Here is a 23,767-nt window from a genome sequence, read left to right as displayed (position 1 = left end):
GCACTGCCCGGCCGGGGCCGATCACGGAGACGCTGCCTGTCATGACCGCCAACCCGTTGTTCATCCAGTCACCCGCGCGGATGGCGACGCTGCGCCGGGTTCTGACCACGCTGCTGCTGACCGCCGCCCCCGTCGCGGCACTTGCCGCCGACGCCCTGACCACACCGCCAGCCGACGATCCGGCCCCGGGCACGCGGCTGATGGTCGATCCGACAGCCCTGCCCGCGCCCGGCGATGCCCCGAGCCCGGCAAATTCGCCCGATCGGATCAGCCGGCCCGAGGGTGCGGCACCGCGCCTGCCCGACGGCTTCCGCGCCACCCTGTTCGCCAGCGACCTCAGCCATCCCCGCCAGTTGCTGGTGGCGCCCAATGGCGATGTGCTGCTGGCCGAAAGCCGGGCCGGGCAGATCACCCTGTTGCGCGACACCGATGATGACGGTCACGCGGACATCCGCGAGACTCTGGTCGACGGCCTGTCGACGCCCTATGGTCTGGGCCTGCGCGAGGGCGCGCTGTGGGTAGCCGATACCCGCGGGGTCTGGCGATACGCCTATCAGCCGGGCGACCGGCGGATCACGGCCGAGCCCGAGGCGATGACCCCGCCCGACGCGCTGGGCAGCGCCAGTGGCCATTCAACCCGCGGGCTGGCGCTCGATCCCGAGACCGAGGGTTTCTGGGTCTCGATCGGGTCGCGCGGCAATATCGGCATCGAGCCCGAACCCCGCGCCACCATCCAGCGCTTCGACCGCCCGGGCGCCGCCGGCACCAGCTTCGCCACCGGCCTGCGCAACCCGGTCGGTCTGGCGATCCATCCGAAGACCGGCGCGCTGTGGACCGTGGTCAACGAACGTGACGGCCTTGGCGACGCGCTGGTGCCCGATTACCTGGCCCGGGTGACGGAGGGCGGATTCTATGGCTGGCCCTATGGCTGGGCGGGCGCCGACGGCCGGGCGATTGCCCAGCCGGGCTATGAAGACCGCGCCCAGGGCCGGCTCGACGGGCTGATTGCTCCCGATTTGCGATTCCACGCGCCTTCCGCACCGATCGGATTGACGTTCTACGATGGCACAACATTCCCGGAACGATACAGGGGTGGCGCCTTCATCGCCCTGCGCGGGTCTTGGAATGCGGCAGATCCGCGGGGCTATCTGGTCGCCTTCGTTCCCTTCACCGCCGATGGACGGCCCGATGGCGAGGCCTATGAAGTCTTTGCCTCGGGCTTCCGGACCGGCGGTGGCACCGGCGGTTCGGCGGCCTCGGTATGGGGCCGGCCGGCCGGGGTCGCGGTTACCCCCGATGGCGCGCTGCTGATCGCCGATGACACCGGCAACACGCTTTGGCGTGTCGATTATACCGGCGGGTGAATTCGACGGCGGATATCGCCCCATAGAGATCGATGCGTTTGGCACGAGCCTTGCCACGAAGCCTCCGAACCGACCGTTCCGGTCTGGCAAGAGTTGAGGCAAAGCGGCAGATGAGCGCATTGATCGGCATTCTGAATGGCAAACCGGTTGGCGACCGTTTGCATTCTGCACTGGATCAGCTGGACCCGACCCGCACGACCCGGCGCGACACCCGTATGCTTGCAACCCGTGAGGCTGCCGCCGGCCTCGCCGCCATCGGCCCGGCGGCAGCCGGGGTACCGGGTATGCGGCCGCCGTTGATCGCCCCGCCCGGCCCGGCACAGACCGGTGGCATGCCGTCCGAGGGGACGGCGGGGGGTGGGGCAGCGACGGGTGCCTGCCTGCCGCCCGATGCCCGCCTGTTGCGGCTGGGGGCGGCCACCCTGGGCGTCGTGGGGCCGGCAGCGGCACTGGCGGGCCTGGGCTTCGGCTGTGGAAACATCGCCCGCCGCCGCCGCCCTGAACCGGGCAGCGCGCTGAACCGGCTGTTGCGCGACATCGAGGACAATGTCGGGCCCGATCTGGCCTTGCGCCGCCTGCTGGACCGGGTGGGCGGCGACATGTCCTTCACCCTTCTGATGGACGACGACCCGCGCCGGATGTTCGTCGCCCGGGGCGCATCGGGCCTGACGCTGGCGGCCGGTGACCATACCGGCTTCATCGCCAGCGACGACCGCCTGTTGACCGGCACTCTGCAATCGGCCGTGATCCTGCGGCCCGGCGACATCGCAACCCTGTCCACCGATCGCGTGCGCGTGTTGGATGATTGCGGGCGGATCATCACCCGCCGCCTGACGCCGGCCGCGGCACCCACCAACGTGCCGCCAATGCCGCGGCCGGGAGAGACCATGACCCAGACAGATCTGGCCCGCCTGGGCGAAGCCGTGCGGCTGGGTGCCGGTCTGGTGTCGCCGGTGCGCGCGCCATTGCCGGCCGCCGTCGGCGCCGGCATCCATGGCCGCGTCGCGATCAGCGCCGCCGCCGCCCTGATGCCGGCCGTGTCGGTCGCCGCCGATATCTGGCGGCTGTGCTATGGCATCGACGTTCTGGTGCGGCCACTGGCCGACGGCGCCCGGCCATACCTGCCGATCGACATGGCGATCCTCGTGCCCGAAGCCGGCGAGGCGGTCGACGCCAGGGCGATGCCGCACCTGCTCCGCCAGGGCGGTGCCCGGTCGGTCGCGGTGCTGGACCTGTCGGCCAGCGGCCAGATCCACGAGACGATCGGCGCCGACGCCTGCTGGCAGCTGTCGCTGCCGGCCGAACATGGCGTCGCCCCCACCCTGTCGGCACTGGGGCTGATCGCCGGGCTGGTTGCCATCGGCGCGCGCATGGCGGCACTCGGCAACGGTGCCCCCGGTCGGCCACTGCCGACGGTCGAGGATCCGGGCGTGTCGCCGCGCACCATGGTCCGCATGCTGCACGCAGCCGCCGACCGGATCGATACCGCCGGGCTGATGGCGGTGCTGGAACAGGCATCCGCCGGCGCCTCGGCCACCCACGTCACGGCCACCCACGTCACGGCCGGCGACCGTGCCAGTGCCAATGCCGCTGCCAACCCCATTCGTGAGGCTGCCGACGCGATGGCCGCGAGCGGCCGCCGCCGGGTCGACCTGATGCTCGATCAGCCGTTGACCGGCCACCGTGATGCGCCGGGCCTGACCGAACTGGCCTGCACGCTGTTCGCGGAAATCGCCCATGTCATCTGCCTGCCGGCCCAGACCCGCGACCCGTTCGGAGGCCCGATCGCCCCGACACCATCAGCCCCGGTGCTGACGCCCTTTCCAGAGATCCCGACGGATGTTCTCCTCGCCGGTGGCGGCACGGCAATGCTGGCGACCGAAATCCTGGTCGCGGCCGCAGCCGCGATGCGCACCGCATACGACTTTGCCCGCGCCAGCGGCGCACCGCTTGGCCGGCCGCGCTGCCTCAACGGCCTGCGCGGCGGCTGAGGCCGCCCGCATCCTGACGGCGCCCGCATCCTGCACGGTGTCTACAACTCGACGCTGGTTCCGTCGATATCGGCTGCCGCCCAGCTCTGACGCTTGCGATAGATGGTGGAGGCGCTGATCCCCAGCAGCGCCGCCGCCCGCGGTACATTGCCGTCGCAGATCCGGATCGCGCGCTCGATCGCCGCACGTTCCACCTGCCAGAGCGGTATGATGCGGGTGCCGCTGCCGGCGAGCAGCCCGCTCGCCTCGTCGTCGTCATCGTCGATCGGTTCGAAATCCAGCAGCGGTGGCGGCTCCATCGCGGCCGGCGCCGCGGGGCCGCGTGGACCGGCCGCTGCGGCGGGTGCCACGGCCTGGCTTTCAGCCTCGCGCACCACCGCCGGCAACATGTCCAGGGTCAGCATCTCGCCGTCGTTCAGCACGATGGCGCCGTGCAGCACGTTATAGAGCTGGCGGATATTGCCCGGCCACCGATAGGCCATCAGCGCCGCTTCTGCCGCAGGTTCGATGCCCTTGAACCGCTTGCCCTCAAGTGTGGTCAGTTCGCCCAGCAGATGCCGCGCGATCAGCAGCACGTCGTCGCCACGCTCCCGCAATGGCGGCAGATGGATCGGCACCACATGCAGGCGGTAATACAGATCCTCGCGGAACCGCCCGGCATCCACTTCCGTCAACGGGTCGCGGTTCGTGGCGGAAACGACGCGGATATCAACCCGCTCCGTCGTGCCCGAGCCGACCTTCTGGACACTGCCGGTCTGCAGAAAACGCAACAGCTTGCCCTGCAGGGCCAGGTCCATCTCGCAGACTTCGTCGAGGAACAGCGTGCCGCCATGAGCCCGCATCGCAGCACCCTCGCGATCGGCATGCGCACCGGTAAAGGCACCGCGGACATGGCCGAAGATCTCGCTTTCCATCAGATCGCGCGGGATGGCGGCGCAGTTCAGGGCCACGAACGGCCCCGCCGCACGCGGACTGCGGGTGTGCAGGGCCTCGGCCGCCAGTTCCTTGCCGGTGCCGCTTTCACCGGTGATGAACACCGATGCCCGGCTCTGGGACGCGCCCTCGATGATCCGATAGACCCCCTGCATCACCAGCGACCGGCCGATCATGCCGCAATAAGACGCCCGTTCGCCGATGCGGTCGACCAGCCGCGCCAGCGTGCCCAGCGCCAGGGCATTGCGCACCGTCACCACCAGCCGCTCAGGCGCGAATGGCTTGACCAGGAAATCATGGGCGCCGGCGCGCATCGCCTCGACCGCCACATTCACCGATCCGTGCGCCGTCACCACCACCACGTCGCAGCCCCGGCCCCGATGGCGCAGATCGGCCAGAATGTCCAGCCCGTTGGCGTCGGGCAGCGTCAGGTCCAGCAGCACCAGCGCCGGCACGGTATGGGTCATCCGTTCGAACGCCGCCGCTGCGGTGCCGACGGCGGTCGCGGCGATGCCGGCCATGCGCAGCTGTTCGACATACAGGCGCGCCAGCAGGGCGTCATCTTCGATGATCAGAACTTCAGATGTACCGTCAACAGCCGCCATACCCATCCCGCCATCAAGCCCGTCCCACGACCGGCTCGCATGGCTGCGCCTTTTCCGGTCCGTCATCGCCAAGCCTAGCAGACCACAACGGCGCGGTCAGCGTCGGCGATAACACGCGAGTGACGTGTATGGGCCTCAGTTGCCGGCCGGCTCGTCCAGGGTCGCCATGCGGGCATCGGCTGCGGCACTCAGCGCCGGATCGGCTGCGGCGTTCAGCCTGTCGACCAGCGCGCCGGCCGGCTGATGGCCGCGCAACGATGCGCGCCGCGCCCGCGCCAGGGCCTCGACCATATCCGGCGGGTCGCCGGCCAGCGCGCGCAGCGCCAGCGCATGATCGGCAGCACCATCGCCGGTCGCGGCCGCCCGCCGCAACCGCGCCTGAGCCGCCGGCGCATCCACCGGGCCGGCCCGGCCGTTCAGCTGCATCAGCGCCAGTGCCGTATCGGCGGCAACGATCCCGCCCGCCGCCGCCTGCGCGTAAGAGCGGGCGGCCTGCGCCGGATCGGCCGCCAGAGCCGGCGGCACCCCGTCTTCCAGCAGCCGCGCCAGATTGAAGGCGGCACGGACATGGCCGGCCGCCGCCGCCTCCCGGTACCATTCGGTCGCCGCCACCGGGTCGGCGGCGGCGCCCTGGCCCTGTTCGGCCATCACCCCGGCATAAAACGCCGCGCGGGCATCACCGGCCCGGGCCAGACGTTCGAACAGCGGACGGGCGGTCGCATAATCGCCGGCTTCCCAGGCATGAGCCGCCGTCGCATAGCCTTGCGGCGGTGTCCAGGCCCGTGCGGCAGTGCCGGGCAGGCCCGCCGGGGCCAGCATGGCCACCATAACCGCCAGCAGCGCGCACCGATGCGCCAGCCGCCGGGCCAAGCCCAGCGCACGCGTCCCCCGCACACCCGGCCCCCGCACACCCGGCCCCTGCGCAGCAAACTTCCGATCCGACATCATGCCATCCCTGCACCGCTCCCAACCCCGTGGCGAAGCCGGTCAGCCCGCACCCGTGGTTCCTGTCCCGGTTCGGTACTATCGGTAACCACCGGGTGACGTGCAAGGGATGCGATGCAGTGATTGCAGATCAGGCGCCCAGACGCCAGTCCTCGCCGATCTCCCGGGAGGTGGCAAGCTGCGGTGCCCGATCGATAGCCGTGAAGCCCATATGACGAACGTCGCCGCCCACCCAGACCTTCAGACAAGGGTGGGCCTTGGCACCCGGCCGGGTACCGGTGCGGCCACCCGCCGCGACGTCTGAAATCACCGGTTCGGCGCGACCATACAGGCGTACCGCCGGGCCCTGAAGCCGGCCTTCCGAAACCACCACGGGCCGCAGCCGGGCCTCGGCGCCACTGCGGGCCAGCGCGCCAACCAGGGCCGCGACAACGGTGGGGCCGGGTGCTTCCTCGGTCCGGCCGGCCAGCGGATCGAACAGCCGTGCCGCGAAATCGACGCCGCCATCGGTGGGGGCATAGGCCAGCACCGACGCCGCCCCGTGGCCGGCGCTCCAGCCGGCAAGCGGCGTGAAGGCGGGACGCAGGGCCCGCAAGGTGGCGGCGTCGGCGATCGGCAGCAACAAGGTCGTGCGGCCGGCCGAGGCCAGACCGAATGGCAGGCCGTCGGCGACCCGGCCGCTTGGCACACCCATCGCGTCCAGCAGCTCGGCGCCGCCGAAATCCCCCACCAGATCACGCGACAGCGATGCCCGATAACGCAGCCGGCCATCGGCCTCGCGCACCACCGGCACCACGCTGCCATCCACCTCGAAACGCATCGGGCCACGGCCGTCGCGCCCCAGCAGAACATGGGCCGCCGCCAGCAATCCGGTGCCGTCGACCGGCTGGCGGATGCCGTCGCGCCACATTTCGATCTGCGCATCGGCCTTCAGCGACGGCATCACCGCCGCGATAGTGGTTGCCGGTTCGTCCAGTCCTTCGGCCAGCGCCGACATGTCGTCGGGCCCGCCAAGGACCACGATTGCGCCCAGGCCCGGCCGGGCACTGCCACCAACGCCGCCCGCCCGGGCGAAAAGCCGCACGCGATGCATTTCCAACATGGGACTGGTTTCCCCCGTCCGACCGTGTGGGCCGCTGCCCTTCGCCATCCATCGTCCCGCGACCGCCCCGCGGTCTTGCGGCACACTGCGCAGCGTCGACATCGTACCGTCCGTCCAACTGGCCTGTTCAGTCATTTGGCTAGCTGTAGCACGATTTTTCAACTTGAAATTATCTCGCACGGTCGCCCTGCCGGATCATGCCCCCCGGGACTGGTCACCCGGGCGTTGGCTGCTGTTTAGCACGACCCGCGCGTCGGCGCTGTGATCGAGCCATTACAACTTCGGGTCAGAATGCCCGGTCACAGCGAGGTCACAACCACCTGTTCAGGGGTTTGGTTCCCGTGCTGCGGCCGAACCCGGGCACGTCACGACATGACACCACCACCGCTTCAAGATCCGGGGGTTGGCGGCGGGCGATGGTCAGCGCAATATGGCGCCGCGATGGTGGCCGGACGGAGGATCAGAATGCCGGAAGACGCCAGGGATCAGCAGATGGCGGAGCAGACTATGACCGATCAGGCAGCCCCCCTGGGCACCGCCGCCGTTCCGGAAGACGGCACCAAGGCCCGCCGGCACAAGGACAGCCGCCGGATCGCCGGTGTCGCGCTGGCCCTGACCGATCTGATCATGCTGCAGATTCTGCTGGCGATCGCCCTGGGCCTGCGTCTGGCGCTTGCCGATCTGCTGCCGGTGATCATCACCACCGAGATCTATCGGGGCGTGGCGATCGCCCTGATGCTGATGCCGCTCGCCTGGCTTGCGGCCGGGCTCTATCCCGGCGACGGCCTGCCGGCGCCCGACCGGCTGCGACGACGCAGCCTCACCACGGTGATCGGCTTCCTGTTGCTGGCGTCATGGGATTACGTGCTTCAGGGCCATGAATGGTCGCGAGGCCTGGCCGCCATCGCCTGGCTTCTGGCGCTGGTTGTCCTGCCGATCACCGAGGCGCTGATGATCGGCCGGCTGATCCGCGCTGGCCGCTGGGGTCGCAAGGTGGCGCTGTATGGCAGCGGCCACGCGGTGCGCGACCTGTCGGTGCGGCTGCGGTCCGATCCGGCGCTGGGCTTCATTCCGGCGGTGCGCCTGGAGGATCAGGCATCATCCGTGACCGGGACGGATGCCGGGGACGATGCCGGCCTGCCGCAGATGACGGTTGCCCGCGCGCGTGCGCAGGGTATCGACACTGCCATCGTCTGTCTGGCACCGTCGGCGCTCGATCAGGCGCCGGCGCTGACCTGGTCGCTGGATTTCCCGCGCGTGCTGCTCAGGCTGGAAGTCGACGGCCTGCCCAGCCTGTCCACCCGCACCCGCGAGCTTGGCGGCCGGATCGGCATCGAGATCAGCCGCGGCATGCTGGAGCCGCGCAAGCGCCACACCAAGCGGGTGCTCGATCATATCATCGCGGTTCTGGCGCTGATCCCGGCACTGCCGATCATCGGGCTTGCGGCGCTGGCGGTGAAGATCGCCGACCCGGGGCCCGCCTTCTTCGTTCAGGAACGTGGCGGCAAATCGGGCCGCACCATCCGGGTGCTGAAGCTGCGCACCATGTATCGCGACGCCGATGCCCGTCTGGCCGCCCATCTGGAAGCCGACCCCGCCGCCGCCGAGGAGTGGCGCCGGTTCTATAAACTGAAACGCGATCCACGGGTGCTGCCGGTGGTGGGCGACATCCTGCGCCGGACCAGCATGGACGAATTGCCACAACTGCTGAACGTGCTGACCGGCGAGATGAGCGTCGTCGGCCCCCGGCCCTTCCCCGCCTATCATCTGGCCGCCTTCGACGAGCCCTTCCGGCGGCTGCGCGGCAGCGTGCGCCCCGGCATCACTGGTCTGTGGCAGGTCTCGGTCCGCTCCGACGGTGATCTCGACGCACAGCAGGCCCTGGACAGTTTCTATATCCGGAACTGGTCGGTCTGGCTGGATCTGGTGATTCTGGGCCGCACGGTCGGTGCGGTGGTCCGCGGCGGCGGCGCGCGCTAGCCTGCCAGCCGGCCAGCCGGCCAGCAATATCAGCCCGGCCGCTGTCTGCCGCCCCGTCGCGTCAGATCGATGAAGGCCCGCAATGCCGGCGGCATCGCACGCGCGGTGGGGTGGTACAGGAAGAAGCCGGGAAAGGGCGGGCACCAGTCGTCGAGCACCCGCACCAGCCGGCCGGCGGCAAGGTCGGCTTCGGCCATGGCCTCGAAGACATAGCCGAAGCCGATGCCGGCGCGGGCGGCGGCCAGGATCAGGAACTGGTCGCCCAGGGTCATCGGGCCGTCGACATCGACGCTGACCTCGCGGCCATCCTTTTCGAACTCCCAGGCGTAATGGCGTCCCGATGGGAAGCGATAGCGGATGCAGTCGCGGCCGGCCAGATCGCCCGGCACGGCTGGCCGGCCCGCCCGGGCCAGATGACCGGGCGACACCACCACCGCCGAGCGTACCGGCGGCCCCAGCGGCACCGCCACCATGTCCTGAGCCAACCGCTCACCCAGCCGGATGCCGGCATCGAAGCCGTCGGCCACCACATCGACCAGCCCGTCATCGACCACGATCTCAAGATGCACATCGGGGCAGGCAATCCGGAATGCCCCGAACAGGGGCGCCAGCACGGTATGCGCCGCCGGATGGGCCACGTTCAGCCGCAGCCGTCCTCCCGGCCGCTGTGCGGCAGCCCGCGCCTCACCCAGCCCCTCGCCGATCGTCTCCAGCGCCGGCGCCACCCGTGCCAGCAGCCGTTCGCCGGCCTCGGTCGGCGATACGCTGCGGGTGGTCCGGTTCAGCAGCCGCACGCCCAGCCGCGCCTCCAACCCGCGCAGCAGATGGCTGAGTGCCGAAGACGACACGCCAAGTTCATCCGCTGCCCGCCGGAAGCTGCGATGGCGGGCGACGGCGGCAAAGGCGGAGATGGCGGTCAGGTCGGTGCGGTCGATGATCATTGCTGAGATCATCTCATGAGTTCATCCCGGTCCGACACGGTTATCTCATCAAGGGGGCTGTCCCATCTGTGGGTCGTGGCCAGAACGACCGCCGCCAGCACAAGGACACCAGATCCATGACCAGATCCGACCAGATCCGCATCACCGCCCCCACCCGCCTGGCACCGGTCGATGTGCCGCGCCGCGCGCTCGGCGGAGGTGGCCCCGCCATCTTTCCCATCGGCCTCGGCTGCATGGGCATGTCGGAATTCTATGGCCCCGCCGACCAGGACGAGGCGCTGGCGACCCTGGCGGCCGCATGCGACCTTGGCATCGACATGCTCGACACGGCAGACACCTATGGCATCGGCGCCAATGAGGAACTGCTGGGGCGGTTCCTGGCCGGGCTCAAGCCCGCGGACCGGCCGCTGATCGCCACCAAATTCGGCATCGTGCGCCAATCGGGCAGCTATGAGCGGCGGATCGACAACAGCCCCGCCTATATCCGGGCCGCCTGCGATGCCTCGCTGCGCCGGCTGGGGGTGGAGGTGATCGACCTCTATTATTGCCACCGCCGCGACCCTGCCGTGCCGATCGAAGACGTGGTGGGCGCCATGGCCGCTCTGGTGCAGGCCGGCAAGGTCCGGATGCTGGGCCTGTCGGAAGTGAGCGCCGACAGCCTGCGCCGCGCCCATGCGGTGCACCCGATCGCAGCCCTTCAAAGCGAATATTCGCTGTGGAGCCGCGATCCCGAAGCGACCACCCTGCCGGTCGCGGCCGAACTGGGCACCGCCTTCGTCGCCTATTCGCCGCTGGGCCGCGCCTTCCTGACCGCCACGGTCAAGACCGCCGACGATCTGGCCGAGGGTGATTTCCGCCGCGCCAATCCGCGTTTCCAGGGTGCGGCACTCGATGCCAATCTGAAGCTGGCCCAGGCGCTGGCCGCGTTTGGCGCTGCCCGGGGCCTGACCGCCGCTGAAACCGCGCTCGCCTGGATCCTCGCCCGCCAGCCGCATGTGATCCCGATCCCCGGCACCACCCGCCGCCATCATCTGGCAGGCAATGCCGGTGCCGCGACCCTTCAGCTTGCCGCCGCAGACGTGGCGGCGCTGGACGAGATGTTCGCGCCCGGCGCCGTCGCCGGCGCCCGTTACCCTGACGCCGGCTTCGCGGGGATCGAGGCCTGATCTGACGGGTCGGGATCTGACGGGTCGGGATCTGACGGGTCGGGATCTGACGGGTCGGGCACGTCCGGACCGTCGTCGTGAATGGCAGGTGGCGCCAGCGTCACCTGCCCGTCACGCGTGATCAGCACGCCCGCCGCCACCAGCCGCGCGGTTTCGGCATCGATCAGCGCCCGCAATCCGGCGCTGACCGCCTTGAAGCCCAGCATCCGGCCCAGCTCGCGGTGAAGTTCCGCCGGCGCAGCACCCAGATTATCGGTGATGACCCGCAGGATGCCGTGGGCGATCTCGGCCGGGGGCAGCATGTCGGGCTTGCGCAGTGACGACGAACCGACGGCGCTCCGGTCGCGCAGCCGCAGGGGCCTGCCCGGAACGCTGAGGAAGCCGTCGGTATCGATGATCTCGCCCCGCCTGACCGCCAGCCGCGCGGCGGTGCGCACGGCCGCCTGAATGCGTGCGCCCGACCGGCCCAGACCCCAGGCTTCCCGCAGCCGCAAGGTCACCTCGTCGACATGGACCGGGCCTTCGACCTTGACCACCGTCACCACCAGATCCGCCAGCCGCGCCGGTGGCGCCGATGGCAGGTCGCTCGCCGCAAGATCGTCGGGCACCACCGGCGACGCCTCGACATAGGGCACCACCGCCGCGTCATCCGGCGCCGCGCCATCATCCCCGGCGGCCGCGACGGCTGCCGCCGCCATCGGCTCCAGCCCGATCTGATCGACCACCTCGCCCTCGATGGTGACGATATCGACCGGCACCGCGCGGCTGGCGGATGCCGTGCCGCCGGTCAGTCGCTGCTCCAGCACGTCATGGGCGCGGCGGATCGCCTGTTCCACCGCCGCGAGCCGGGTATCGGGGCGGTTGAACCAGTCGGTGCTCCAGATCCGGTGGATGATCCAGCCGTGATCCTCCAGCACCGCCTGCCGCAGCCGGTCTCGATCGCGGGCCGACCGGGCGCTGTGATAGGCAGCGCCATCGCATTCGATCCCCAGCAGATAGCGGCCCGGGCGTTCCGGATCGACCACCGCCAGATCGATGAAGAACCCGGCCAGCCCCACCTGTTCATGCACGGTATGGCCGCGCGCGCGCAGCGCCCGCGCCACCTCGGCCTCAAACACGCTGTCGGGCGCGCGGCCGGTCTGGCGCGCGAAGCCCAGACTGCCGGTGCGGGCATAGTTCATGAAAAGCTTGAATGCCACGACACCACGGCCGCGCGCCCGTTCCAGGTCGATATCCTCGTCGGTGATCGACGCGAACACCATGCACCGGCGCTTGGCGCGGCTGATCAGCACGTTCAACCGCCGCTCGCCACCCTCGGCGCCAAGCGGGCCGAAGTTCATCGCCATATGGCCCTGCGCGTTACGGGCATAGCCGACCGAGATGAAGATCTGGTCGCGCTCGTCGCCCTGGACGTTCTCCAGGTTCTTCACGAAGAACGGCTCGGCCTCATGGGCCTGGAAAAACCCTTCCGCCTCGGGGTGGACGCGGCGCAGGGCCTCAAGCTCGTCCAGGATCGCACGACGCTGGCGGACCGAGAAGGTGGCAACGCCCAGCGACTGCCCCGGGCAGGTGAGGGCGTGGTCGATCACCGCCCGCGCCACCGCCCGCGCCTCGACCGGATTGGTGCCGCTGCCGCCGCGTTCGAACACGCCATCCGGCACATAGGTGAAGCCGAGCCCCACCCCGGCATCGGCGGTATAGGGGCTTGGCACCACAAACAGCCGGTCCTGATAGAATTCGCGATTCGATACCGCGATCAGCGATTGATGGCGGCTGCGGTAATGCCAGCGCAGCATCCGCTGGGGCAGGCCGCGCGCGGCGCACAGGCCGAGAATGCTTTCGATATCGGCGACGCGGGTGGTCTCGTCATCCTCGTCATCCTCGACGCCATCGGCGGTCATCCGGGCAAAGAACCGGGTCGGCGGCAACTGGCGTTCATCGCCCACCACCACGATCTGCCGGCAGCGGGCAATGGCGCCCAGCGCATCCACCGGCTGGATCTGGCTGGCCTCGTCGATCACCAGCAGATCGAAGGTCACCCGCCCCGGTTCAAGGAACTGGGCCACCGACAGCGGGCTCATCATGAACACCGGCTTCAGCGCCTGGACGGCAGGGCCTGCGGCGCTCATCAACTGGCGGATCGGCAGATGCCGGCGCTTCTTGGAAATCTCGCCGCGCAGCACGCCAAGCGGCCCGGCGCCGGCGCCGGTGGTGCGCGGCCGGCGCCGGGCATGCTCGGCGCGCACCTCGGCGCGGGCCAGCTCGATCCGGGCCGTGTCGAGGGCGGCGAAGCGTTCGACCCGGCCGTCATGCTCGGTGCCATCGAACCGGCCGAGTGCCGGATCGGCGGCCAGCATCACCGCCAGCACTGCTTCATGAACCGCCATCTCGAAGGCCGCAATCACGCCCGCCCGGTCCAGCCGGCCGTCGTTCAGCCGATCGACCAGCGGGTCCAGCCCGGCCGCCCGCGCCCGCGCGGTCGCGGCCACAAGAGCTGTCCAGGCACTCAACCCCTCAGGGGCGCCGATCCAGCCATCGGCATGGGCGATCAGCACATCCAGCGGCAGATCGGGGATCGCCGCATCACCAAAGACCGGCCGCGGATCGAAGGCCAGCCGCGCCCACAGCCCCACTGTGTCGTCCACCAGCCCCGGCCCGGCATCGACCAGTGCCGCCGCCCGCCGGTGCAACCCGATGCGATCGGGAGTGCGGGCCGCCAGATCCCGCAGATCCGGGTTGTCCGCCATCCAGTCCACGGCCCGGGCCAGTTGCCGCCAGTCGACCAGTGTCCAGTCGACCAGTGTCCGGGCGCCCAGCGTTCGGTCGGGCAGCGTTCGGTCGGGCAGCGTTCGGTCGGGCGCCGGCGGCTGCGCGCCGCCATCGCCATCGCCCGGCCACAGGCGGCCAAAGGCATCGCGGCCAAGGGCGGAGCCTTCCGCCAGTTCCCCTTCCAGGTCGCGCAGATCGATCAGCGCGGTCAGCGCCGCCACCCGCGCGTCATTGCCGTCCGGGGCCGCGCGCAACGCCGCTTCGGCCACCGCATCCGCCGCCAGCAAGGGCGACAGGCGCGGCCCCAGTTGAACCAGCACCACCCGTTCGGCGCCAAGATCGGTGCCGGTCACCGCCTCGGCGGCACGGCCCAGATCGTCATGCAGCCCGGCCAGATCCAGGCGCAGACCCGCCACGGCCAGCGCCAGCCGCCGGGCCAGTTCGCCCGCCAGCACCCGGTCGGCACAGGCGGCTGTGATGCGCCGGGTCTCGGGCGCCGATGCCGGGCCGCGCACCCAGGCAAGCACTGCCTCAAGCGGCGCCGGATCGCTGCGTTCGCACCGCCACAGCGGGCCGAAGGCGGCACGGCCCAGATCGTCGCCGGCAACCGCCCGCGCCGCCGCCGCCCGACCGGCGATCACCCGGTCCAGCGCCGCCAGCAGATCGGGCAGGGCCTCGGGCCGCGGCCCCGTCAGCACCGAGGTCACCAGCCGGTTGGCGCGACGCCAGTCGCCGCTGAACGCCTTGAACATGCCGGTGCCGCCATCGGCCAGCGCCTGACGCGCCGGCGCCAGATCGGTGCCCCAGGCGATGTCGCCGAACAGCGGCGCGCTGGCCGCACGGGCATCGTGATAGCCGCGCACCGCCTCGACCAGATCGGTCAGATCCGCCGTCCGGTCGTCCCAGGCCACGGCCCCCAGCACCGCCGCCGGTACGTCCGGGGCATCGGCGACCGCCTCGCCTTGGCGGCGCAACGCCTCCATCCCGGTCAGGCTCTGCGGTGCCGCCACGCCCAGATGGCCGGCCAGCCGCTCGGCCGCCTGAATCAGCGCCGACAGCCCACCCGCCACCCGCCGCATACGCGCGCGGGCAGCCGGGCCGAAGCCGGCGGGCAGTGCCCGAAGCCGGTCGCGGGCGGCGCGCAGATCGGCCAGCGGCATGATCAGTGCCTCGGTGGTCACCATCGGCCGCACGGCCTGTGCCTGAACCAGATGGCGGGCGCCGGTCTCGACCAGAGCCCGGATGGCCTCGGCCTGCTGCGACCAAACCGGCCGCAGCATCGCCGCCGGCTCGATATCGGGGGCGGCGGCCAGCCGGCCGGCGCGGGCCAGCAGGAAACCGGCGGCATCCAGGCTGGCCGGCGGGTCGGTTTCCAGCCGGGCTGCCAGTTCCGCCGCCTCGTCGCGTTGGGCCGCGAACCCGGCACGCAGCCGGGTGATCTCGGCGATGCGGCGCTCGACATCCATCGGCGTCACCATGTCGAGCCCGATGCCGCGCCAGGGATGGTCGCCGGGCGGCCCCAGCGCCGCCAGCCGGTCGCCCAGATCCCGCAGCATCGCCATGCGGGTTTCGCGATCGGCCGCCGTCCAGTCCGGCGCCAGCCCGTCCAGATCGAAATCGACCGCACCAATGCCCGAGGCCCGCAGCCGCACCAACTCGCCGATCACCCGATAGGGGGTCAGGCCGGTCGGCGGCAATGGCCGGTGCAGCCGCTCGGCGTGGGCGTTCAGCGTGTCGCGGGCCTCGGTCAACCGGTCGATCAGGGCGGCGTCATCGCCGATGCGCGGGCTGCCCAGATCCCAGCTCCGCTTCAATTCATCCAGCACCTGCCGCTTGCTGGCCTTGTTGCTGTGCAGTTCCAGGCAGATATCGCCGACGCCCGCATGATCCAGCCGGCGCTTCACCACCTCCAGCGCCGCCATCTTCTCGGCCACGAACAGCACGGTCTTGCCATCGAAGATGGCCGAGGCCACGACATTGGCGATGGTCTGCGACTTGCCGGTGCCGGGCGGCCCCTGGATCACCAGGTCGCGGCCGCGCCGCACCTCGTGCACCGCCAGGGTCTGCGAGCTGTCGCAATCCACGATGTGCAGAAAATCAGCCGGCGGGATCAGCGGGTCGACCGGCACGTCGTCGTCATAGCCCTCGTCGGCGGCCCCGAACCCGTCTTCCAGCAGGCCGCGGATCAACGGCCGGTCGGTCAGCCGGCTGTCCGCCGGCCAGATCTCGGGATCGAGATCGCGATACATCAGAAATTTCGAGAACGAGAAGAAGCCCAGCGTGATGGCGTCGGGATCGACCGACCATCCGGCCGCGGATTTCGCCGCCACCGCCTCGGCGACCGCGGCCATATAACCGGCGATATCCGGATCCTCGCCCCCCTCCAGCCCCGGCAGGCGGATGGCGTGCTGCCGGTCCAGAAAGGCTTCCAGCGACAGGTTGGTGGCGATCTCCTCGGGCCGGGCGAGCAGTCGGAAACGGTCGGCGGCCGAGGCGCGCTCCAGTTGCACCGGCACCAGAATCAGCGGTGCCCGGCGCGGAGTGTCGCGGCTGCCGGGGTCGACCCAGGTCAGTACGCCCAGCGCCAGATACAGGATATTGACGCCCTGTTCCTCTTCCAGCGTGCGGGCATCCAGATACAGATCCAGCAGCCGGCGTTGCAGCCCCTCGGAACTCAGCCGGGTCTGAAGCCGGGTATCGGCGTGGCGAGCGGCGACACCGCGCGCGTCGAGCGGCTCGTCATCGGGCTGCGCCAGCATCGGCGGTGTGCCCTCGCCGGGCGTGTCCTCGCCGGGCGTGTCGTCACCGGCTGCCTGATCACTCTGGCCGCCATCCACGGGCACTGCCTCGCGACCGGGCAGAAAGGTGAAGCGGCGCCCCTCGGTGACCAGCAGCCGGAAAATTTCGGTCGAGACCTCGTCCGTCACCTCGATATTGCGCGACCGGCCGGCACCGCGCGGCAGGTTCAGCAACCGGTTGCGCGCCGACAGGTCCAGCAGTTCCATCCGCGCCCGGTCGAGCTTCTGCGCCAGGGGCAGATCGCCCTGAAAGATCGAGCCGGGCCGGACCGGCGGCGCCTCGGGCGCCTCTGGCCGATCGGCGGCGACATCGTTCCCGGGCAGCATTGTCTCGGCCATCACCGCTCACACTTCCGACAGGGGGGCAGATATTCAGGGGCATATCATCCAAGCTGTAGAACCTGCTGGCGCTGAATTCAATCGCCCTGATGGCATTCGCGCGAATTGCGGTGGCGCCGGCGAGGCTTCATCATGATGCCGCCCCCATGGGACCGAACGCCCGCCCCGGCTGCGGAGACATGCCCTTGGCCTTTTCGCTGCGTCAGCTTCAATACTTCGTGGCCGTTGCCGAACGCGGCAGCATTTCATCGGCGGCACAGGCGCTGTCGATCTCGCAATCCACCGTCACCGAGGCACTGCGCGGACTGGAGATCGATCTGGGCTTTCCGCTGGTGGAACGCCATGCCCGTGGCGTCGCCCCCACCTTGAAGGGCCATCAGTTCCTGGCCCATGCCCGCCGCATCCTGGCCGATGTCGCCGATGCCCGGCGCGCGATCCGCGGCGAGGCCCAGGCCCTGGCCGGACGGCTGGCCCTGGGGGTGACGCCGCTGGTGGCAGGCTATGTGCTGGCCGATCTTCTGGCCCGCTTCCGCCGCGCCTTTCCCGATGTCGACGTCCAGACGGTCGAGGACAATGGCGACTATCTGGAACATCTGCTGGTCGGCGGCGAACTGGATGTGGCTGTGATGGTGTTGGCCCCCGGTCGCGGCAGCTCGGCGCTTCAGATCGAAGTGGTCGACATCTCGCCCTATCGGGTGTGGCTGCCGCTGGGCCATCCGGCGGCAGCGGGCGAACGCGTCAGCCTGCGCGATCTGGCGACCGAGCCCCATGTGCTGTTGACCATCGACGAGATCGCCGAGGCATCGGAAGTGGTCTGGCGCCGGCTGGGCATCCGCCCGCCGGTCGCCTTCCGCACCCGATCGGTCGAGGCGGTGCGCAGCCTGGTGGCGACCGGCACCGGCGTCGCCATCCTGCCCGATCTCACCTATCGCCCCTGGTCATTGGAAGGCGACAAGATCGAGGCGCGCGGCGTGGTCGAAGATCTGCCGGCGATCCAGGTGGCCACCGCCTGGCGGCGCGGATCGCCGCTATCGGCCGCCGCCGCGGGCTTCGTGTCGGTTGCGGCGACCCGGCCGGCCGGCCGGCGCTGAACGGCGGGCTTACGCCGGCAGAAAGCGCGGAATCGCCTCGCGCATCGTGGCCAGGATCATGTCGTGCTTTTCCTCCAGCCGCTCCACCGGCCCGCCGACACCGATGGTGAAGCGCCGGCCATAGCTCTGCGCCGGCAGCAGCATGCCGATCACCCCGGCGCCACGGGTGACGGTGTGGCGGGAATAGACATGGCCAAGCCGGCGCACCTCGTTGACCTGCACCATCAGCTCATCGAACGTCATCCGGCGTCCGGGATCGTCTTCGTCGATGTTCACCCGCCGCAGCAGCTTGTCGATCTCGGCATCGGGCATGGCGCTGAACAGCAGCCAGCCGAAGCCTGACCGGGTCATCGAGCGCACGCTGCCCGGCCGGATGCGGTATTGCAGCCCCTCTTCGGAATACAGAACATGGACATACTGCATATAGATGTCGGACTGGGTGCCCAGGCTGACCATCTCGCCGGTCGTGTCCTTCAGGTGCTGCATCAGCCTGAGGATGCGCCCCTCGCCGAACAGCGAGGCCTGCACCCACTCGCCGAGCATGGCGATGCGCATGGTCGGCATATAGGTGCGGGTCGGCCGGTTGAAATCAACATAGCCCAGTTGCAGCAGGCTCTTGAGCAGGGCGGCGGTGCTGGATACCGGATAGCCGAAATGGGTCGCGACCTCACGCAGGGTCAGCGGGCGGCGCACCTCGTCGAAATATTCCAGCACCTCGAACACCCGCCGGGCGGTCTTGATCGCGGCCGTCGACATGACCTGTCTCCTCCTGGCATCAAGCGTGATGTCACGGACCGTACCACCAGCCGGGCAGGACGAGCGAGATGGCAGGGAACAGCAGCAGCAGCAACAGCACGATCAGGTCGCCGATCAGCAGCCGCCACACGCCGGCGAATGTCTTTTCAAGCGGCGCATTCGCCGAGGCCGACACCACGAAACTGTTCAGGCCCAGAGGGGGCGTCACCATGCCGATCTCCGACGTCTTGGTCAGCACGATGCCCCACCAGATCGGATCATAGCCAAGCCCCATCACCAGCGGGAAGGTCAGCGGCAGGGTCAGCAGCATCACAGCAAGCTGGTCGAGAAAGCAGCCCATGATCAGATAGATCACGACCAGGATGGCGATGATCACCCATCCGGGCACGTCGAGCGCCACGATCACCGCCAGCAGATCCTGCGGCAGCCTTGTGATGGCCAGATATTTGCCGAAGATCATGGCGCCGATGATGATGGTGAAGATCAGCGCCGTGCTGCGGATCGACGACCGGAAGGCGGCCAGCATCTCGGCGCGGCGCAGGCCGCCGAGGGTGATGCTGATCACCAGCGCCGCCAGCGCGCCGATGGCCGCGGCCTCGGTCGGCGTCGCGGCGCCGGAATAGATCGAGCCCGCGACGAAGATCACCAGCAGCATGGCCGGCCCGATCGCGGTCAGGCTGCGCAGGCGTTCCGGCCAGGCGGTGCGCATCACCTGCGGCGCGATCGACGGGTCGCGCCGCACCCAGATCATGATCGAGACCACGAAACCCAGGGCCGACAGCAGCCCGGGCACGATGCCGGCCACGAACAGCCGCCCGATCGAGCTTTCGGTCAGGATGCCATAGATGATCAGCCCCAGGCTGGGCGGGATCATGATCGCCAGCGTGCCGGCGATCGCCACCGTGCCCAGCGACAGCCGGTCGTCATAACCGAAGCGGCGCATCTCGGGCACCGAGATCCGCGCCATGGCGGCGGCAGCGGCGGTGCTGGAGCCGCTGAGCGCCGCGAAGCCGGCATTGGCACCAACGGCGGCAAGCGCCAGACCGCCGCGCAGATGGCCGACAAAGGCATAGGCGCAGCGGAACATCGCCTGCACCACCGTGCCCCGGGCCAGCAGTTCCGCCATCAGGATGAACAGCGGAATGGTGGTGAGCAGAAAGGACGAGGCGTGACGATAGGGTTCCGCGCGCAGAATACCCAGCAGCGGCATCCAGCCGGCATTCATCCACACGCCCGTGGCGCCGGCCACGATCAGCGAGAAGCCGATCGGCATGCCCAGCACCAGGGTGACCAGGAACAGCACGATCGGAAAAGCGACGTCGAACATGACTTCAAGGTCTCCGCGAGGGTCAGTGGACGACGTCGCTCGACGCGCGCGGCGGCTCGGGGTCCAGCAGACAGCGCAGCAATTGCAGCGCCATGCGCAGCCAGAGCAGGATCACGCCCGCCGCCAGCAGCACCCATGACGGATAGACCGGCATCGGCACCTGCGTGAACGGAAACGGTGTCGCGATCACCCGGTCGCGGATGATGTTGGTCCAGATCTGTTCCACCGCCATCCAGGCGATCAGAGACACGGCGAACAGCGTCAACGCCAGGAACAGCGCCTCCAGCAGCCGGCGGATACCGGCCGGAAAATGCCTGGAGACGAACTCGACCGCCACATGGCCGCGCTTTGCCTGAAGCTGGGCGATGCCGAGGAACACCACCCCCACCATCAGATAGGTCTCGACGAATTCATGGGTGCCGAAGACCGGGGACGCGAAGAGATAGCGGCCGCCGGCATCCATGGCGATCAGCAGCATCATGACCGCGAGCAAGGCCACGGCGACATATTCGAACACGGCTTCCAGCCGGCCGATCAGGCGGTCGAGCGTCTCCAAGACATCGTCTCCTCAGGCCGCGGCATGGGTCTTGAGGGCGGTGACCCAGGCATCGACCACGCGCTGCGCCGGCAGGTTGCGGTTCTGGTAGAGATCGACCCATTTCTGGCGGATCGGGGTCAACCGCCGCGCCGCCTCGTCGATCACCGCCGGGTCGAGGTCATAGACATCGATGCCTTGTTTGCGGAAATCCGCCCGCCAGGTGTTGGAGGCACGCGCGATGGTATCCCCCTCGAACCTGATCAGATCGCGGCCGGCGCGGTCGAAGACCGCCTGGATATCGGGGGGCAGATCGTCCCAGAGGTCGCGGTTCATCGCGTAATAGCTGTTGAACACACCCAGATTGAGATTGTCGGTGCTGTAGCGCACCAGATCGTTCAGCTTGTAGGAATGAATGCTGGGAATGTGAAAGACGGTGCCGTTGAGCGTGCCGTTCTGCATCGCATTGTAGATTTCGGGCGGGGTGACGGTCACCGGGATGCCGCCGAGCGCCGTGATCGCCTGCTGCTGAACATTGCCGCCAACCCGGATCTTCTGGCCCGACAGATCGTCGAGGGTGACGATCTTGCGGTCGACCATATGCAGGTTGTACGCCTCGGTCGATGAGGCCCTGAGCGCGCGGATGCCGGCATCCTTGAACTCGACCTCGTCCAGAATCCCAAGGCCGATCTCGTAATAGGCCGCTTCCAGGGCATAGATGTCGGCCTTGATCTCGGGGATCGGCAGGCTGCCCACTGTCGCCATCGGCAGCTTCTCGGAGAAGTACTGGGACGGGATATAGGCGATATCGGCGATGCGGGTCTGAACCGCGTCGAGCAGGTCGCGGGCGCTGGCCAATTGTTCGGCCGGATAGTGCTCGAACTTGACCCGACCCTGCGTGCCGTCTTCGATCTGGGCGATCCAATGCTTGATGATCGGCATCGAGTAATGGGTGGTGGGCAGCGAATCGGCCAGTTTGAACGTGATCGGCTTGGCCGCGCGGGCGATCCAGGGGGCTCCGAAGGTGCCGACGGCAGCGCCGGCGGCGGCGAGCTTCACGAAATTGCGGCGATTGATCATCCGTCTTCTCCTCCCGTCTGATGTTTCTGATGTCCCATGCCGGCCCGGCCCGCGATCTTGGTGTCGCCTGGATATCCGGACCGTCCGTCCTGTGCATCGGCCCTGCCGGTCAGCGGGCCACGAAACGGCCCGCGCGGCGCTCCGACACGGCAAGAATGCCCTCGCGGTGGTCCTCGGTCCGGGCCAGCCATTTCTGTTCGACGAATTCATGATCGGTCTGGGCCTGGACCGCATCGGCGAGGCCGCGCCGGAGTGTCGCGCGGGTCGACTGCACGGCCAGGGGAGCGCCCTCGGCGATCTCCTGAGCCAGTGCCATCGCTGCGTCGCGCAGGCGTTCGGCGGGCACCAACAGATCGACCAGACCGATCGCCGCCGCCTCCTCACCCGTCAGCCGACGGCCGGTCATGAACATCCAGTTGGCCTTCTGCACACCCACCAGTCGCGGCAGGGTGTGGGTCAGGCCGAAGCCCGGATGGATGCCGAGCTTGACGAAATTGGCACCGAAGCGCGCTTCAGGTGCGGCCACCCGGAAATCCGCCACCAGCGACAAGCCGAAACCACCCCCGATCGCCGGCCCCTGCACCGCCGCCACGATCGGCTTGCGGTTTCGGAACAGGCGCACCGCCTCGGAATAGAGCGGGTTGCGATCCTCAAGCGCACCGGCGAGTTCCGCCGGCCGGCGCTGGAAATCCGCGCCGGCGCAGAATGCCTTGCCCTCGGATGCCAGCACGATCGCGCGGCAGTCGACATCATCGTCCAACCCCTCGACCAGCGAGGACAGATCGCCGATCAGCTCCAGGTCGAAGAAATTGTTTGGCGGCCGCCTGATTTCGAGAACCGTGACATGGCCGTGGGTCGAGACGTGAACGTCTCCCTTGCGTGCGGTCGACATGGTTGTACCTGCCCGTTTTCCTCGGCAGATACCCTGGGGTTCCGCCTGTTCTTGCTCCGGCTGCGGGACAGCATGCCCCGGCGTTCCTCCCGCCTTTCAGCGCCGGAAGTATAGTCAGAAGCCCGGAGGAGCGGCGACCGTTTCGCAGATGTGTTTTGTTTTTCCACATATCTGGATGTTTTTTCAGATCCATGGAAATCAGTCGCGCCGCGCGCTTGTTCAAATCCATGTATGTGTATCTGAATTCCAGATGGATGAACCGTCTTCCACAGGCCCTGCCACCCTGTTATCCCAAAAACGGACAGAACCAGCGACGCGTTGAGGGAGGATGCAGGATGTCGGATGCACAGGCGGTGCTGTATGCGGTGACCGGACGGGTTGCCACCATCACCCTGAACCGGCCCGACAAGATGAACGCCTGGACGCCGGGCATGGAGACCGGGTTCCGCGCCGCCATGGATCGGGCGGTCGCCGACGAGGTGGTGCGCGCGATCATGGTCACCGGCGCCGGCCGCGGCTTCTGCGCCGGTGCCGATATGGGCCGGTTGACCCCGGCGGCCCCCGGCGAGGACAAGCCCGCCCCGGCCGCCGCGCGCGACTTTACCCTTGAGAATTTCGGCCAGCGCTATTCCTGGCTGCTCGACGTGCCGAAGCCGATCGTGGCCGCGATCAACGGCGCCGCCGCCGGTGTCGGCCTGTGCATCACGCTGTATTGCGACCTGCGCTATATGGTCGAGGACGCCAAGCTGACCACCGCCTTCGCCAGGCGTGGGCTGATCGCCGAACATGGCAGCGCCTGGATCCTGCCCCGGCTGATCGGGCCGATGGCCGCCGCCGACCTGCTGCTGTCGGGCCGGGTGCTGACCGGCCGCGAGGCGGCGGCGCTGGGGCTGGTGCGCGCCCTGCCCGCCTTGGGCTTCGTCGAGGCGGTCCATACGATCACCGCCGAACTGGCCGAGCTGTCATCGCCCCGGTCGATGCGGATCATCAAGCGCCAGCTCTATGCCGGCCTGTTCCAGGATCTGGCGACCGCCACCCACCTTGCCGACACCGAACAGGTGAAGTGTTTCGCCACCGAGGATTTCCGCGAGGGCGTCGCCCATTTCGTGGAACGCCGCGCCCCCGCATTCACCGGCCGCTGAAGGAGACCCCA

The 23,767-nt window shown here is 69.2% G+C and carries 16 protein-coding genes; 6 read left to right on the top strand and 10 right to left on the bottom strand.

Annotated elements, in window-relative coordinates; all coding sequences use genetic code 11:
- Nucleotides 1-41 precede the first annotated feature (41 nt).
- Entirely contained in the window at nt 42-1,364 is a 1,323-nt protein-coding gene (locus IEW15_RS11860) for a PQQ-dependent sugar dehydrogenase (RefSeq protein ID WP_188578088.1), read from the top strand.
- A gap of 110 nt (nt 1,365-1,474) precedes the next feature.
- Nucleotides 1,475-3,355, top strand: coding sequence for a hypothetical protein (locus tag IEW15_RS11855; protein ID WP_188578087.1), 1,881 nt, complete (start codon nt 1,475-1,477; stop codon nt 3,353-3,355).
- Nucleotides 3,356-3,396: 41 nt separating this feature from the next.
- On the opposite strand, the gene IEW15_RS11850 is transcribed toward IEW15_RS11855, so the two are convergent.
- From IEW15_RS11850 to IEW15_RS11840, 3 genes are all read right to left on the bottom strand, one after another.
- Nucleotides 3,397-4,893: a sigma-54-dependent transcriptional regulator gene (locus IEW15_RS11850; protein ID WP_188578084.1), complete on the bottom strand. Its 1,497-nt coding sequence runs from the start codon at nt 4,891-4,893 to the stop codon at nt 3,397-3,399.
- Nucleotides 4,894-5,028: 135 nt separating this feature from the next.
- On the bottom strand, nt 5,029-5,787 hold the full coding sequence (locus IEW15_RS11845) for a sel1 repeat family protein (protein ID WP_188578082.1): 759 nt from the start codon (nt 5,785-5,787) through the stop codon (nt 5,029-5,031).
- Between the two features lie 181 nt (nt 5,788-5,968).
- On the bottom strand, nt 5,969-6,922 hold the full coding sequence (locus IEW15_RS11840) for a PhzF family phenazine biosynthesis protein (protein WP_188578081.1): 954 nt from the start codon (nt 6,920-6,922) through the stop codon (nt 5,969-5,971).
- Between the two features lie 510 nt (nt 6,923-7,432).
- On the opposite strand from IEW15_RS11840, the gene IEW15_RS11835 reads away from it, so the two are divergent.
- Entirely contained in the window at nt 7,433-8,920 is a 1,488-nt protein-coding gene (locus IEW15_RS11835; protein WP_188578079.1) for an exopolysaccharide biosynthesis polyprenyl glycosylphosphotransferase, read from the top strand.
- A 29-nt stretch (nt 8,921-8,949) separates the two neighbouring features.
- Here IEW15_RS11835 and IEW15_RS11830 read toward each other — a convergent pair whose 3' ends face one another.
- Nucleotides 8,950-9,873 carry a LysR family transcriptional regulator gene (locus IEW15_RS11830; protein ID WP_229708033.1) on the bottom strand — a complete coding sequence of 308 codons (924 nt, stop codon included), beginning with the start codon at nt 9,871-9,873 and terminating at the stop codon, nt 8,950-8,952.
- Between the two features lie 161 nt (nt 9,874-10,034).
- Here IEW15_RS11830 and IEW15_RS11825 point away from each other — a divergent pair, with 161 nt between their 5' ends.
- Nucleotides 10,035-11,027 carry an aldo/keto reductase gene (locus IEW15_RS11825; protein WP_322111495.1) on the top strand — a complete coding sequence of 331 codons (993 nt, stop codon included), beginning with the start codon at nt 10,035-10,037 and terminating at the stop codon, nt 11,025-11,027.
- On the opposite strand, the gene IEW15_RS11820 is transcribed toward IEW15_RS11825, so the two are convergent.
- Complete coding sequence (locus IEW15_RS11820) at nt 10,991-16,933, bottom strand: DUF3320 domain-containing protein (protein ID WP_229708032.1); 5,943 nt, start codon at nt 16,931-16,933, stop codon at nt 10,991-10,993. The two genes, IEW15_RS11825 and IEW15_RS11820, sit on opposite strands and share 37 nt — an antisense overlap.
- A 185-nt stretch (nt 16,934-17,118) precedes the next feature.
- On the opposite strand from IEW15_RS11820, the gene IEW15_RS11815 reads away from it, so the two are divergent.
- Complete coding sequence (locus tag IEW15_RS11815; protein WP_188578075.1) at nt 17,119-18,024, top strand: LysR family transcriptional regulator; 906 nt, start codon at nt 17,119-17,121, stop codon at nt 18,022-18,024.
- 9 nt (nt 18,025-18,033) lie between these two features.
- On the opposite strand, the gene IEW15_RS11810 is transcribed toward IEW15_RS11815, so the two are convergent.
- The 5 genes from IEW15_RS11810 to IEW15_RS11790 form a co-directional block, all read right to left on the bottom strand.
- Complete coding sequence (locus IEW15_RS11810; RefSeq protein WP_188578073.1) at nt 18,034-18,780, bottom strand: IclR family transcriptional regulator; 747 nt, start codon at nt 18,778-18,780, stop codon at nt 18,034-18,036.
- A 31-nt stretch (nt 18,781-18,811) separates the two neighbouring features.
- Nucleotides 18,812-20,107, bottom strand: a complete 1,296-nt coding sequence (locus IEW15_RS11805; protein ID WP_188578071.1) for a TRAP transporter large permease — start codon at nt 20,105-20,107, stop codon at nt 18,812-18,814.
- Nucleotides 20,108-20,129: 22 nt separating this feature from the next.
- Nucleotides 20,130-20,663 carry a TRAP transporter small permease gene (locus IEW15_RS11800; RefSeq protein WP_188578070.1) on the bottom strand — a complete coding sequence of 178 codons (534 nt, stop codon included), beginning with the start codon at nt 20,661-20,663 and terminating at the stop codon, nt 20,130-20,132.
- A 12-nt stretch (nt 20,664-20,675) separates the two neighbouring features.
- Nucleotides 20,676-21,722 carry a substrate-binding domain-containing protein gene (locus tag IEW15_RS11795; protein ID WP_188578069.1) on the bottom strand — a complete coding sequence of 349 codons (1,047 nt, stop codon included), beginning with the start codon at nt 21,720-21,722 and terminating at the stop codon, nt 20,676-20,678.
- A gap of 109 nt (nt 21,723-21,831) precedes the next feature.
- Complete coding sequence (locus IEW15_RS11790) at nt 21,832-22,614, bottom strand: enoyl-CoA hydratase/isomerase family protein (protein WP_188578067.1); 783 nt, start codon at nt 22,612-22,614, stop codon at nt 21,832-21,834.
- Nucleotides 22,615-22,949: 335 nt separating this feature from the next.
- Here IEW15_RS11790 and IEW15_RS11785 point away from each other — a divergent pair, with 335 nt between their 5' ends.
- A complete protein-coding gene (locus IEW15_RS11785; RefSeq protein WP_188578064.1) occupies nt 22,950-23,756 on the top strand; it encodes an enoyl-CoA hydratase-related protein in 807 nt (268 codons plus the stop codon).
- The last annotated feature ends 11 nt before the right edge of the window (nt 23,757-23,767 follow it).

The sequence above is a fragment of the Tistrella bauzanensis genome (genome assembly GCF_014636235.1).
GTDB classification, from domain to species: Bacteria; Pseudomonadota; Alphaproteobacteria; order Tistrellales; family Tistrellaceae; genus Tistrella; species Tistrella bauzanensis.
The sequence above is the reverse complement of the archived record's forward strand: the minus strand, read 5'-3'. Positions and strand labels throughout refer to the sequence as shown.